Annotated in this window: 13 protein-coding genes; 8 read left to right on the top strand and 5 right to left on the bottom strand. The window is 61.0% G+C overall.

The features are described from left to right. The first annotated feature begins 40 nt into the window (after window positions 1-40). Together V3C85_RS08570 and V3C85_RS08575 are read left to right on the top strand one after the other, a co-directional pair. Window positions 41-430, top strand: coding sequence for a hypothetical protein (locus V3C85_RS08570; RefSeq protein ID WP_331794673.1), 390 nt, complete (start codon window positions 41-43; stop codon window positions 428-430). Window positions 431-492: 62 nt separating this feature from the next. After that, a complete protein-coding gene (locus V3C85_RS08575; RefSeq protein ID WP_331794674.1) occupies window positions 493-1,485 on the top strand; it encodes a Gfo/Idh/MocA family protein in 993 nt (330 codons plus the stop codon). Window positions 1,486-1,545: 60 nt separating this feature from the next. Here V3C85_RS08575 and V3C85_RS08580 read toward each other — a convergent pair whose 3' ends face one another. The 3 genes from V3C85_RS08580 to V3C85_RS08590 all read right to left on the bottom strand — a co-directional run bounded on the left by V3C85_RS08580 (window position 1,546) and on the right by V3C85_RS08590 (window position 6,115). After that, window positions 1,546-3,378, bottom strand: a complete 1,833-nt coding sequence (locus V3C85_RS08580) for a M3 family oligoendopeptidase (protein WP_331794675.1) — start codon at window positions 3,376-3,378, stop codon at window positions 1,546-1,548. A 128-nt stretch (window positions 3,379-3,506) separates the two neighbouring features. Next, window positions 3,507-5,090: an ATP-dependent DNA ligase gene (locus tag V3C85_RS08585; protein ID WP_331794676.1), complete on the bottom strand. Its 1,584-nt coding sequence runs from the start codon at window positions 5,088-5,090 to the stop codon at window positions 3,507-3,509. Continuing rightward, window positions 5,087-6,115, bottom strand: coding sequence for a ligase-associated DNA damage response exonuclease (locus tag V3C85_RS08590; protein ID WP_331794677.1), 1,029 nt, complete (start codon window positions 6,113-6,115; stop codon window positions 5,087-5,089). The genes V3C85_RS08585 and V3C85_RS08590 overlap by 4 nt, the downstream gene beginning before the upstream one ends. A 162-nt stretch (window positions 6,116-6,277) precedes the next feature. Here V3C85_RS08590 and V3C85_RS08595 point away from each other — a divergent pair, with 162 nt between their 5' ends. From V3C85_RS08595 to V3C85_RS08615, 5 genes are all read left to right on the top strand, one after another. Beyond that, window positions 6,278-7,690 (top strand): circularly permuted type 2 ATP-grasp protein, encoded by a 1,413-nt coding sequence (locus V3C85_RS08595; RefSeq protein ID WP_331794678.1) that lies wholly within the window; start codon window positions 6,278-6,280, stop codon window positions 7,688-7,690. A 7-nt stretch (window positions 7,691-7,697) separates the two neighbouring features. Then, window positions 7,698-8,648, top strand: a complete 951-nt coding sequence (locus tag V3C85_RS08600) for an alpha-E domain-containing protein (RefSeq protein WP_331794679.1) — start codon at window positions 7,698-7,700, stop codon at window positions 8,646-8,648. Further along, a complete protein-coding gene (locus tag V3C85_RS08605; protein ID WP_331794680.1) occupies window positions 8,648-9,454 on the top strand; it encodes a transglutaminase family protein in 807 nt (268 codons plus the stop codon). Before V3C85_RS08600 ends, V3C85_RS08605 begins: the two co-directional genes overlap by 1 nt. Window positions 9,455-9,555: 101 nt before the next feature. Continuing rightward, complete coding sequence (locus V3C85_RS08610; RefSeq protein ID WP_331794681.1) at window positions 9,556-10,122, top strand: hypothetical protein; 567 nt, start codon at window positions 9,556-9,558, stop codon at window positions 10,120-10,122. Between the two features lie 96 nt (window positions 10,123-10,218). After that, window positions 10,219-10,941, top strand: a complete 723-nt coding sequence (locus tag V3C85_RS08615; RefSeq protein WP_331794682.1) for a proteasome-type protease — start codon at window positions 10,219-10,221, stop codon at window positions 10,939-10,941. 3 nt (window positions 10,942-10,944) lie between these two features. Here V3C85_RS08615 and V3C85_RS08620 read toward each other — a convergent pair whose 3' ends face one another. Together V3C85_RS08620 and V3C85_RS08625 are read right to left on the bottom strand one after the other, a co-directional pair. Beyond that, on the bottom strand, window positions 10,945-11,892 hold the full coding sequence (locus V3C85_RS08620; protein WP_331794683.1) for an alpha/beta hydrolase: 948 nt from the start codon (window positions 11,890-11,892) through the stop codon (window positions 10,945-10,947). Next, window positions 11,889-12,176 (bottom strand): SCP2 sterol-binding domain-containing protein, encoded by a 288-nt coding sequence (locus V3C85_RS08625; protein WP_331794684.1) that lies wholly within the window; start codon window positions 12,174-12,176, stop codon window positions 11,889-11,891. The genes V3C85_RS08620 and V3C85_RS08625 overlap by 4 nt, the downstream gene beginning before the upstream one ends. 74 nt (window positions 12,177-12,250) lie before the next feature. Here V3C85_RS08625 and V3C85_RS08630 point away from each other — a divergent pair, with 74 nt between their 5' ends. Beyond that, window positions 12,251-12,811 (top strand): tetratricopeptide repeat protein, encoded by a 561-nt coding sequence (locus V3C85_RS08630; RefSeq protein WP_331794685.1) that lies wholly within the window; start codon window positions 12,251-12,253, stop codon window positions 12,809-12,811. Window positions 12,812-12,822: the final 11 nt, after the last annotated feature.

Genomic DNA, 12,822 nt, shown 5'->3' on the forward strand with positions numbered 1-12,822 from the left:
TCGGTTGACGCGATGTGGGTGGCTGGGGCACCCTGCCGCAATGCGGTGGATCCTGTTGCCCTTGATGCTGTTTGCCTGCGTCCCGGTATCGGGGGCTGACCCCATTGCCAGGCGGTTGATCGGGGCCAAGGTGATCTATGATCTGCCGCAGGGTCTTGAGGGCCCGCCCGACAGCCAGACATGGGCGGCTGATGGCACCACTGTGTTTGACGGCGGTCCGGGGCCATTCGGCGGTATCGACAGGGGCCGGTGGGAGATGCGCCTTGGCCGTTATTGCGCCGATTTCAGCACACCGCCGCGCCCAAAGGCAGAATGGGCCTGCTGGCGCGTCTCTTTGTCGGATGACGGGCAGCGTATTCATTTTGTTGAAATCAAAAAGGGCCTGATCGTTTTGTTTCAGCGTGAATACCACGGCCGATTTGTGGACTGATCTTTTCCTGCCCCGCCAGACTGGTTAGCCTGACGGCCAAATCGGTCTGGGAGGGCAAAGTGATGACACCAATCCGCTGGGGGGTGCTGGGGGCAGCCAAATTCGCGCGCGAGCATATGGCCCCTGCCATCCATGCTGCCGAAGGGGCACAGCTCGCCGCCCTTGCCACATCTGATCCGGCCAAGGCCAGCGGGTTTCAGGCCTTTTGCCCTGATCTGCGGCTGCACAGCAGCTATGCGTCGTTGCTGGCCGACCCCCAGATTGATGCGGTCTATATTCCGTTGCCAAATCATCTGCATGTCGAATGGACACTGCGGGCGCTGCAATCTGGCAAACATGTGCTGACCGAAAAGCCGATCGCGCTGCGGGCAGATGAGATTGATCAGATCATCGCCGCCCGCGATGCCAGCGGGTTGCTGGCAGCCGAAGCCTTCATGATCGTGCATCATCCCCAATGGCAACGCGCCAAAGACTGGATCGAGGCCGGCGAAATTGGCCAGTTGCGCCATGTTGATGCGGTATTCAGCTATAACAATGAAACCGATCCGACCAATATTCGCAACCGCCCGGAAACGGGGGGCGGGTCTTTGCGCGACATCGGAGTTTATACCTTTGGATCGTGCCGCTTTGTCACGGGGGCCGAGCCGGGCGAGGTCACGGCCCGGATCCGTCGCGACCAAGGGGTCGAGGTTTTTGCACAGGTGCAATCGGTGATGGCTGGCCCAATGGGGCGGTTTACCTTTGCCTCGATGACGTCGATGCGGCTGGTCAACCGGCAAGAGGTGACGTTTCAGGGCGACAAAGGCATGATCCGCCTCGCCTCGGCCCCTTTCAATGCCAATGTGCATGATGTGGCCGAAGTCGAATTGCACAAACCGGGCCAGCGGGTGATCACCGACCGCTTTCCCGCAGCCAACCAATACAAACTGCAGGTCGAGGCTTTTGGGCGCACCTTACGCGACGGTGTGGCCTATCCTTGCCCGCTTGAGTTTGTCAAAGGCACCCAAGCGATGATCGACATGGCCTATGACGCGGCCACCGAGGTCATGCTTTGACCGAAAAGGGCCGGGGCGCAAATCTGCCCCGGCCCCCCCCCCGCACTCTGGGCGTTTCGCTTAGTCTTCCATCGCTTCCAATTCGTCGATAAAGCCCGCAATCATCGACAGACCCTTGTCCCAGAACGCCGGATCAGACAGATCCAGCCCAAAGGGGGCCAGCAAATCCTTGTGGTGTTTTGACCCGCCGGCCTTCAGCATGTCGAAGTATTTTTCCTGAAAGTCAGGCAGGCCATCGGCATAGGCCGCATAAAGCGCGTTCACCAAACCGTCGCCAAAGGCATAGGCATAGACGTAGAAGGGCGAGTGGACGAAATGGGGGATATAGGCCCAGAACGTCTCATACCCGTCCATGAAATCAAAGGCATCGCCCAGACTCTCGGCCTGCACGCTCATCCACAGGGCATTGATGTCGTCGGGGGTCAACTCGCCTTCGGCCCGTGCGGCATGCAGCTTGCATTCGAAATCATAGAACGCGATCTGGCGCACGACGGTGTTGATCATATCCTCAACCTTGCCCGCCAGCAGCGTCTTTTTCTCGGCCTTGGTCTTGGCCCCATCCAAGAGCTTGCGGAAGGTCAACATCTCGCCAAAGACGCTGGCGGTTTCGGCCAGGGTCAGCGGCGTCGAAGACAGCAATTCGCCCTGACCGGCCGCAAGAACCTGATGCACACCATGGCCCAATTCATGCGCCAGCGTCATCACATCGCGCGGCTTGCCCAGATAGTTCAGCATCACATAGGGATGCACGGTGGTCACGGTCGGATGCGCAAAGGCCCCCGGTGCCTTGCCCGGCTTGACGCCCGCATCGATCCAGCCTTTTTCGAAAAAGGGCTTTGCCAGATCGGCCATCTTTGGGTCAAAGGCACCATAGGCCTCCATCACCGTTTTTGTTGCCGTTTCCCAATCCACGGTTTTGGGGGCGTCGATGGGCAAGGGGGCGTTGCGGTCCCAGATCTGCAACCGCTCCAGCCCCATCCATTTCGCCTTCAACCGGTAATAGCGATGCGACAGCTTGGGATAGGCCGCGACCACGGCATTGCGCAACGCCTCAACCACTTCCGGCTCGACATGGTTGGAAAGATGGCGCCCATGCTGCGGGCTGGGCATCTTGCGCCAGCGGTCGTGGATTTCCTTTTCCTTGGTCAGCGTGTTGTGCACACGGGCAAACAGCTTGATGTGGCGGTCAAACACCTCGGCCAAGGCCCTTGCGGCGGCCTCGCGCTTGCTGCGGTCTGTGTCGGTCAGCAGGTTCAGCGTGGCCTCAAGGTTCAATTCCTCGTCTTCGCCCGCCACCTGAAACATCAGCCCGGCCATGGTTTCGTCGAACAGCTTGTTCCAGGCACTGGCCCCGACCACGCTTTCGTCGTGCAAGAACCGCTCCAGCTCATCCGACAGTTGGTGCGGGCGCATGGCCCGCATCCGGTCGAACACAGGCTTATAGCGGGCCAGATCGGCATTGGCCGCCAGCAGCGCGTCCAGATGCGCGTCATCAAGGCGGTTGAATTCAAGGCTGAAGAACACCAGCGGCGTGGTAAAGGTGGTGATCTTGTCCTGCGCATCGGCCATGAACTTGGCGCGTTCGCTGTCCATCGTGTTCTGGTAATAGCGCAGGCCCGCATAAGACATGATCCGCCCGGCGATCACATCAATCTGTTCATAGGCCCGCACACATTCCAGCAGGCTGGCCGCATCAAGGCTGGCCAGCTTGCCCTGATATTTTGCAGCGAAATCGGCGCAGGCGCGATCAAGCCACGCCATGTCCTCCTTCAGCGCCTTGGCATCGGGGGCGGGGTAAAGGTCGCTCAGATCCCAGTCTGGCAGACGCCCCAAGCCGCCCGAACCCGAACTGGCATTGGCATCAAAGACAGGGCGGGGCAGGGGCAGGGTCATCGGCGTGGTCCTTTCAATCGCTTGCGTCACATCTAGGGTGCAGCAGGGGGCAAGCGCAACCTTGCCCCCTTCATCTGTTCACAAATATCCGGGGGAAAGCGCCCGCAGGGTGCGAGGGGCAGCGCCCCTCATGTCGTTTTCAGCAGGGCGCGCAGGCTCTCGATCGTGTCGATCTCATCCGGGCCTTTGTCGCGCCGCCACCGCACCATGCGCGGAAAGCGCAGGGCGATGCCCGACTTGTGGCGCGGGCTTTCCTGAATGCCCTCAAAGGCCAGTTCGAACACCAGTTCGGGCGGCACCCTGCGCACAGGGCCAAAGCGTTCCAGCGTATTCTTTTGCACCCAGCGGGTGATTTCGGTGAATTCCGCATCGGTCAGCCCGGAATAGGCCTTGGCAAAGGGCACCAGATCATTGCCATCGCGCACGGCAAAAGTGAAATCGGTGTAAAGATTGGCCCGCCGCCCGTGGCCGGCTTGGGCATAGATCATCACCGCATCAACGCCAAAGGGATCAACCTTCCACTTCCACCAATCGCCCCGCTTGCGCCCCCCCAGATAGGCCGAGGACAGGCGCTTCAACATCAAGCCTTCGGCCCTTTGGTCGCGCGATGTGTCCCGCAGCCGGGCCAAATCATCCCATCCCGTTGCGCACAGGCGGGGCGAGGTGGCCAGCGGCAGCCCCGCGGGCAGCGCCTGAACCAGCGCCTCTAGCCGCGCCCGTCGGTCGGCCAGGGGGGCATCGCGCAGGTCGGTGCCTGCGGCTTCCAGCAGATCATAGGCCAGAAACCGTGCAGGCGCCTCGGTCAGCAGCCGCTTGGGCACGGTTTTGCGCCCGATACGCTTTTGCAGATCGGCAAAGGGCAAGGGGGCCTGACCGTCCCAGGCCAGAATCTCACCATCCATCACCGTGCCAGGGGGCAGGAAATCGGCCAAAGGGGCGAATTCGGGAAAGCGGTCGGTGATCAGTTCTTCGCCCCGGCTCCACAGTGCAAAGGCCCCCGGCCGGGCGATCATCTGGCCCCGGATGCCATCCCATTTCCATTCGGCCAGCCAATCGTCCAGCGGCCCCAGATCTTGGGGCGGGGCATCAAGGGCAGAGGCAAGGGCAAAGGGGTAGGGGCGCGCTGCCGTTTGCCCGTCCCCGGCGATCAGCGCGTCAAAGCTGGTCTGGCTTGGGGTCCAGTTGCCCATCAGTCGATGGGCCAGATTGGCTTCATCTTCGCCCGTGGCCTGTGCCAGGGCGCGCACCATCAGCCCCTGACTGACCCCGATACGAAAGCCACCCGTCAGCAGTTTGTTGAACAAGAACCGTTCATCCCCGCCAAGGCCTTGCCAAGCGGCCTCGACAAAGGCGCGGCGCGCCTCGGCGGGCTGGCCTGTCAGGGCGACAAGCTGGCGCAGGGTTTGGTCAAGGCTGTCGCCCCGGTCCTGCTGGGGCGGCGGCAAAAGACGGGCGATGGTTTCAGCCAGATCGCCCGCAACCGCATAGCTTTCTTCGAACAACCACAGCGGAATTCCAGCGCGATCTGCGGCCCAAATGCGCAACTCTGTGCTGGTGACCACCCGTTTGGGCCGCCGCCCCGACAGCAAGGCGATGGTCCATACCCTGTCAGGTTTTGGTGCCTGGGCAAAATACCGGGCCAGGGCCGCCACCTTTTCGCTGGTTTTCTGGGTGGCATCCAATTCGGCGAACAGGGTGGCAAAGGCCTTCATGGGCTGGTTCCCTCTGCCTCGGGCAATGGGTCTTCGGCCTCGTGATCGGTGCCAAATTCGGTCTGCACCACCCCGGCCTGATAGCCTTGGTCTTCCAGCCAGCGGCGAAAGGGCGCGGTGTAGCCATGGGTGACAAACACCCGCGAAGCGCCGGTGGCGGCGATGGCGGTGTTCAGCCCCGGCCAATCGGCATGATCGGAAATGACAAACCCCGTGCCATAGCCGCGCCGGCGTCGGATGCCGCGCAAGGCCATCCAGCCACTGGCAAAGGCGGCCTCTTGCGGGCCAAAACGCCGCGCCCAGGATGTGCCAAGGGCCGAGGGCGGGGCAATGACCAAGGCGCCGGGATGGGTTTTTGCATCAACGTCGCGCGTCACTTGCAGGGTGGACGGCAGGGGGTAGCCTTGGGCGCGCAGAATGGCTGTTGTGGCCTCGACCGCGCCATGGGTCAGCACCGGCCCGATCTGGGGCAGCATCGTCATCAGCCGCTGTGCCTTGCCCAAGCCATAGGCGGCCAGGATCGAGGTCTTTCCGGCAGCCCGGTTGGCCTGCCACCAATCCGCGATCTGCCGCGCGATCTGCGCCTGAGGCTGCCAGCGAAAGATGGGCAGGCCAAAGGTGCATTCGCTGATGAAGGTATGGCAGGGCACGGGTTCAAAGGGTTCGGACAGGCCGTCAGGCTCGATCTTGTAATCGCCCGACACGACCCAGACCTGCCCGCGATATTCAACCCGAACCTGTGCCGATCCGGGCACATGGCCTGCCGGGTGAAAGCTGACGCTGACCCCATTGATCTGGCATGTGTCACCATAGGCCATGCCATCGGCCGAGATGTCACCCAGCCGATGCCGCATCACCGGCAACGCCTGATGCGTGGCCAGATAGTGGTCATGCCCCCAGCGGGCATGGTCGGAATGCCCATGGGTGATCACGGCGCGTGGCACCGGACGCCACGGGTCGATGAAAAAATCGCCCTGCGGGCAATAGATGCCCCTGTCTGTAAAGGTCAGAATATCCGCGTCCATGCCCCGAACTTAGCATTCCAGACCCAGGCGGGAAGGGCCAGATCCGGGTTGCCCAAAAAAGAGGCGACAGCTTTTGCAGTAAGCAGGGCTTTTTGCGATTAGCCCTTTCGCTCGGTCATTTCGGCTGGTTAACTGGCCCTATAGACGGCCAAAGGGGGCGCGATGACCACCTATTTCAACGAAATGTTTGATCAGGGAAAAGTGCGGCTTCCCTATGCACAGTTGCAAGACTGGATGTCGGGAATGCCCGCCGAATTGCGGCATCTGAAACAGGCCGAGGCTGAGGCGCTGTTTCGCAGAATTGGCATCACCTTTGCGGTCTATGGAGAAGGGGGCGACCCCGATCGCCTGATCCCGTTTGATATGTTTCCACGGGTGTTCAGCAGTGCCGAATGGGCGCGACTGGAACGTGGGATCAAGCAGCGCGCACGGGCGCTGAATGCCTTTCTGGTCGATGTCTATGGCCGCGGCGAGATCGTCCGCTCGGGCCGTATTCCGGGCCGTCTGGTCTATCAGAATGAGGCCTATGAAAAGGCTGTTGTCGGCTTTGTGCCGCCCAAGGGTGTTTATTCGCATATCGTGGGCATTGATCTGGTGCGCACCGGCCCGGATGATTTCTTCGTGCTGGAAGACAATTGCCGCACGCCCTCGGGTGTCAGCTATATGCTGGAAAACCGCGAGATCATGATGCGCATGTTCCCCGATCTGTTCCGGGGCAACCGGATCGAGCCTGTGGAGAACTACCCCCAGATCCTGCGCCGCACCCTGGCCAGCGTGGCCCCGGCGAAATGTGACCGAGAGCCAACGGTTGTCATCCTGACGCCGGGCCATTTCAACAGTGCCTATTACGAACATTCCTTCCTTGCCGATCTGATGGGGGTGGAACTGGTCGAAGGGCAGGATCTGTTTGTGGAAGGCGAATTCGTCTTCATGCGCACGACCGAAGGGCCCAAGCGGGTGGATGTGATTTACCGCCGCCTGGACGACGCCTTTATCGATCCCTTGTGCTTCCGCCCCGACTCGATGCTGGGGGTGCCGGGGTTGATGGATGTCTATCGGTCGGGTGGCGTGTCGATCTGTTCGGCGCCGGGGGCTGGCGTGGCCGATGACAAGGCGGTTTACACCTTTGTGCCCGAGATGATCCGCTTTTATCTGGGGGAGGAGCCGATCTTGCAAAACGTGCCCACCTGGCAATGTGCCAAACCGGATGATCTGAAATATGTGCTTGATAATCTGCCAGAGCTGGTGGTGAAAGAAGTCCATGGATCAGGGGGCTATGGCATGCTGGTCGGCCCCAAATCGACCAAAGAGCAGATTGCGGCCTTTCGCGCCAAGATCGAACATGATCCCGACAATTACATCGCCCAACCCACCCTTGCGCTGTCCACCACCCCAACCTTTGTCGCCGAAGGTGTCGCGCCACGGCATGTGGATCTGCGGCCCTATTGTCTGGTCGGAGAGCGGATCGAACTGGTGCCGGGGGGGCTGACCCGGGTGGCGCTGACCGAAGGCAGCCTTGTGGTGAACTCGTCGCAGGGCGGGGGCGTCAAAGACACTTGGGTTCTGGCGGAGTGACACAATCATGCTAAGCAGAACCGCAGAAAACCTTTTCTGGATTGCCCGTTACATCGAACGGGCAGAGACGGCAGCCCGCTTGCTGGAGGTGGGGGCGCGGATCGCGCTGTTGCCGTCAGTTGCCGGGTATCGCAACGAATGGGATTCCTTGCTGTCGGCCAGTGGCACGGCACATGCCTTTTCGCAAAAATACGGCGATGCGGTGCAGCGCAATCTGGAAAGCTGGTTCTTTTTCGACCGCGACAATCCATCTTCGGTGGCCAGTTGTTTCAGCGCCGCCCGCGAAAATGGCCGGATCGTGCGCACGGCGCTGACGACGCTGGTCTGGGATGCGCTGAACACCGCCTTTCAAGAGCTGAAAGAGCTGGAGCGCAAACCGCGCAGCGACCTTGAGCTGAGCCAGTTGACCGAATGGACGATCCGCCATGCCGCCCTGATGCGCGGCGCCATTGACGCAACGCTGTTGCGCAATGACGGCTGGGATTTCCTGAACCTTGGCTTTTATCTTGAGCGGGCCGACAACACCGCGCGGTTGATGGATGTGAAATATTATGTCCTGCTGCCAAAACTGGAATTTGTCGGCTCGGGCCTTGATAACTATCAGTGGACCACGCTGCTGCGGGCGATGTCGTCGCATCGGGCCTTTCATTGGGCCTATGGGGGCGAGGTGACCTCGGCCAAGATCGCGCATTTCCTGATCTTGAACAGCCAATGCCCGCGCAGCCTGATTACTTGTGTGGATGAGATGAACACCCATCTGGATCGGCTGTCGCGCGGCTATCAGCGCAAGACCGCGGCGCAGGAAAGGGTGCGGTCTTTGCTGGCGGGGCTGGCTGAACAGCGCGTGGAAGACATTTTTGACGAAGGGCTGCACGAATATCTGACCCGCTTTATCGGTGATGTCGGGGTTTTGGCGTCGGTCATTCGCGACTGCTATCTGAACGGGGATGTGCGCTGATGCGGCTGATTGTAGATCACCAGACCCGCTATGTTTACGATCAGGCTGTGCGTGCCGTGGTGCAAAGCCATCGGCTGACGCCATCTGCCTTTGACGGGCAAAGGACCATCCGCTGGAAGGTGACTGTCAGCGACGGACAGTTGGGCGGTGGGTTCCGTGACGGCGCGGGCGATTGGGTGCAGGGCTGGACGGTTCTTGGCCCGGTCAGTGAAATCATCGTCCGGGTTGAAGGCGAGGTCGAGACAAGCGATCTGGCCGGTGTTCTGCGCGGGCACCGGGAAACTGTGGCCCCCGAAGTCTATTTGCAGGTGACCGCCCCGACCGAGGTGGATGTGGGGTTGATCGCCCTGACCGATGGCCTTGACCCGCAGGAAAACCCGCTGGCCACGGCGCATGAATTGTCACGCCGCGTCTCTGAGGCGATTGCCTATGAACCCGGTCAGACCAGTGCCAAGACCACCGCGGCCGAGGCTTTGGCCATTGGCAAAGGGGTCTGTCAGGACCATGCCCATGCCATTATCGCCCTGGCGCGCCATCTTGGCATGCCGGCGCGCTATGTCTCGGGCTATTTGCAGGCCAGCGAAGATGGCACCCCGCATGAGGCAGCCCATGCCTGGGCCGAGGTGCATGTTCCCGGCCTGGGCTGGGTCGGGTTTGACGCCTCGAACGCGTGCTGCCCGGATGAGCGCTATATCCGCTTGGGGTCGGGCTTTGATGCGCAGGATGCAGCCCCCATCCGCGGCACGGCGCGCGGCAGCGGGCAAGAAGTGCTAAGTGTTTCGGTTTCTGTGCAGACCCAGCAATAGCCCCGAAAGCGCACCATTCTTGCCGTTTTCTTGCCCCGGCCCGAACACAGGGCTGGGTAAGCCTGACAGCTGTCGTCAAGCAGGTTGAGGGTGGCGGGAAGATGGCGTTTTCCTATGACTTTGACATTTTCGATGTGGTTCCGTCGAAAAATGACCATGACCCAGAGCTGGAAGCCTTTTTGCAGCGCATCGGCTTTGACCCGGATCATGGCCACAGCAAGATTGCCTTGTTTCGCAACGAGACAACGGCCGAGGCCCTGCGTGTTGCGCCACCTGCCGTGCGCGACTATTTTCTGGAAGCGGGCTTTGGCCTGAACACTTACCAGTCCGGGGCGCCGCCCGGGCGCTATCCGGCCAAGGATGAGGACGCGCGCCTGATCCTGATCGAGCGGCTGTCCGATCTGGCAGGGCAATTTCCCCTTCCGGCAGAGCCTACTGCGCCGGGCCAATTTTCCTTGCATGATTTCTTGCGCCACCTGGGCCAAGCCACGCCGATCGAGATGGAGGAGACGACCGCATTGCCGGTTGATGCAGTGTCAGCCCCCGTGCCCAAGTCGGCCCCGGCTGCATCTGCGGCGCAGGGGGGTGGCTTTGCCAACAAGGCCGCCCGGTTCTGGCGCGCTATGCCGATCTTGTCGCAACGGCTGCGTCACGCAGCGTCACCGTAAGATTTATTCCCCGTCGCCACCGGGTTTCGCGCAGATCGCCCTTTTCATGCGCCCCAAGCGTCGTTAGCACTTTGTGCGCAACACAAGGGTGGGATGATGACATATTGCGTGGGCTTGCTGCTGAATGACGGGATTGTGCTGTTGTCTGACACCCGCACCAATGCCGGGCTCGACAATATCGCGACCTATCGCAAGATGTTTCAGTTTGAAGACAAGGGCGAGCGTGTCGTCACCATCATGACTGCCGGCAGCCTGTCGGTGACGCAGACCACCATCGCCCGTCTGCGCGAGGCGATCGAAGACGACGACGCCACGGGCGAGACGTCTATCCTGTTGGCCCCGACCATGTTGAAAGTGGCCGAAATCGTCGGCAATACCCTGGCCGCTGTCCGGCGTGAGATTGACGAGAAGATGTCGATGGCCCAAGGCGCCAGTGCCACGATGATCGTGGCGGGGCAGCGCAAGGGCGGTGCCATGCGCATGTTCCTGATCTATTCCGAAGGCAACTTCATCGAAGCCACCGAAGACACGCCATTCTTGCAGATTGGCGAGCATAAATACGGCAAGCCGATTCTTGACCGGGTGGTGCGCCGTGACACCAGCCTTGCCGATGCCCAAAAGGCCGTGTTGCTCAGCATGGATTCCACCCTGCGCTCGAACCTCTCGGTCGGCATGCCGCTGGATCTGTGCATCATTCGCAACAATGAATGCCATGTCGGCATGACACGCCGGATCGAGGCGGGGGACGAATCCTTTCGCGCCATGAGCGAGGCCTGGTCTCAGGCCTTGCGCGATGGTTTTGCCCAGATCACCCTGTAACCGTCAGCGGTTTTCGGCAAACAGGGTCGCTGCGCTGTCGAAAAACCGGCCGCGATGGTCGGGCGTTTCCATGATGATTTCATGTTCGGCCCCCTGATACAGATCCAGCCTCCCATCTTGCCACCGCGCCATGCGCAGGTGGACCGGGCCGGGATCAACCACCTTTTCTGCCGAGCCAAGGCTGGTAACGGCAGCCACCGCAGGAGAGGGGGCCAGAGACAGGGCGTTGCATTCGTTCAGCGCCTGATGAAGCCAGGCAAGCGACGGACCGGCCAAAGCCAGTTCGGGGTGCGCGATGATCTGGCGATGCATATAGCGCCACATCTCTGGATCAGTGGTCAGCACATTTCCCGCAAACGCGGCATCCGCGACATAGGATTTGTCTGATGTGCCGGGCGCAAAGCGATGCGATTGCCCAACCCAGCCCGACACCTGACTGATCAGCGTGGCAAAGGGGCGCATCCAGGCCGCGATCGAGATGCCCCACATCGGCGCGGAAAACGCGGCGGCCTTGACCGGCATTCCCTTGATCAGGGCGCGCAGGCCGATGCAGCCGCCCATGGAATGGGCCAGCATGTAATAAGGCTCTGGCAGGCCAAGCTGGCCCGCCATGGCCAACATCGCCTGAACATCCAACTGATATTCTGCAAAATCATCAACATGGCCCACTATGCGGTCTGGCAAACCACGGTCTGCCAGACCTTGCCCGCGCCAGTCGATGGTGATCACGCCATAGCCGCGCGCGGCCAGATCGGTGGCGGCGCGGCCATATTTCTCGATATACTCGGTGCGCCCGGGCAACAGGAAAACGGTTCCCTTGGCCCCAACCGGCCAAACGCCGATCCGCAAACGCACCCCGTCAGAGGCATGCGCCCAAAAGGCCTCACCGCCTTCGGGGCCATCTGCGATATCGGTGAAAAACGGGGCGGGGTGGAACCTGTCCTGTTTCAACTCAGCACCGACCCAAGCTGCATGGCCAGACCCATGTTGCCGTCAACTGACAGTTTGCCCGACATAAAGGCCGTGGTCGGGTTCAGATCACCTTCCAGAATTTGCTGAAACACATCGGCCGAAGCTGTCAGCGTCACATCCGCCTCATCGTCACCGGCGCGCACACCGGCGCTGTCCAGCATGATCGCGCCTTCGCCCTCGATCACGAATTTTGCACAGCCGTCAAACCCACCCGACAGCTTGGCCGACAGTCGCTTGACGGCCTCGTTGATGACTTCACTCATCTCATCCCTTTCATCTCTGACTCGTGACGGGAAAGATATGGTCTTCCCCCGCCGATGCGCTAACATGTTTTTCTATGAAACCCTTACAACGCCTTCTCAACAATACCGTTGCGGCAATTCTGGCAGTTTTTCTGCTGAACACCGGCGCTTTTGCCGATGATGCCAAGCTGGCTGATCTTTTTGATCGGTTGAAATCGGCCGATGCCGGGGCTGCGGGCCGGATAGAGCGTGAGATCTGGACGGAATGGTCGAAAAGCGGGTCGCCCGCGATGGATCTTTTGCTGCAACGTGGCCGCGATGCCATGGCTGCGGGCAACACCGCCGAGGCGATTGAGCATCTGACCGCGCTTGTCGATCATGCGCCCGACTTTGCCGAAGGCTGGAACACCCGCGCCACGGCCTATTATTCGGCAGGTCTGTTCGGACCTTCGGTGGCCGATATCGCCGAGACGTTGAACCGCAATCCGCGCCATTTCGGGGCCCTTGCCGGCCTTGGTGCGATCATGGAAGAACTGGGACAGACAGAGCGTGCGCTGGACGTGTATCGCGCCGCCTTGGCTATACATCCCCATCTTCAGGGCGTAACAGAAGCCGTCAAGCGGCTTGAGGCACAGGTCGCGGGCACGGACCTTTAAGGCAGCGTTGA

The sequence above is a fragment of the Pseudotabrizicola sp. L79 genome (assembly GCF_036553525.1).
In the GTDB taxonomy this organism is placed as follows: Bacteria; Pseudomonadota; Alphaproteobacteria; order Rhodobacterales; family Rhodobacteraceae; genus Pseudotabrizicola.

Bases quoted from the DNA above. Each gene is read 5' to 3' on its own strand.
- V3C85_RS08585 (WP_331794676.1), bottom strand. From the start codon at position 5,090: ATGAAGGCCTTTGCCACCCTGTTCGCCGAATTGGATGCCACCCAGAAA.
- V3C85_RS08625 (WP_331794684.1), bottom strand. From the start codon at position 12,176: ATGAGTGAAGTCATCAACGAGGCCGTCAAGCGACTGTCGGCCAAGCTG.
- V3C85_RS08610 (WP_331794681.1), top strand. From the start codon at position 9,556: ATGGCGTTTTCCTATGACTTTGACATTTTCGATGTGGTTCCGTCGAAA.
- V3C85_RS08615 (WP_331794682.1), top strand. From the start codon at position 10,219: ATGACATATTGCGTGGGCTTGCTGCTGAATGACGGGATTGTGCTGTTG.
- V3C85_RS08575 (WP_331794674.1), top strand. From the start codon at position 493: ATGACACCAATCCGCTGGGGGGTGCTGGGGGCAGCCAAATTCGCGCGC.
- V3C85_RS08580 (WP_331794675.1), bottom strand. From the start codon at position 3,378: ATGACCCTGCCCCTGCCCCGCCCTGTCTTTGATGCCAATGCCAGTTCG.
- V3C85_RS08570 (WP_331794673.1), top strand. From the start codon at position 41: ATGCGGTGGATCCTGTTGCCCTTGATGCTGTTTGCCTGCGTCCCGGTA.
- V3C85_RS08590 (WP_331794677.1), bottom strand. From the start codon at position 6,115: ATGGACGCGGATATTCTGACCTTTACAGACAGGGGCATCTATTGCCCG.
- V3C85_RS08630 (WP_331794685.1), top strand. From the start codon at position 12,251: ATGAAACCCTTACAACGCCTTCTCAACAATACCGTTGCGGCAATTCTG.
- V3C85_RS08595 (WP_331794678.1), top strand. From the start codon at position 6,278: ATGACCACCTATTTCAACGAAATGTTTGATCAGGGAAAAGTGCGGCTT.
- V3C85_RS08600 (WP_331794679.1), top strand. From the start codon at position 7,698: ATGCTAAGCAGAACCGCAGAAAACCTTTTCTGGATTGCCCGTTACATC.
- V3C85_RS08605 (WP_331794680.1), top strand. From the start codon at position 8,648: ATGCGGCTGATTGTAGATCACCAGACCCGCTATGTTTACGATCAGGCT.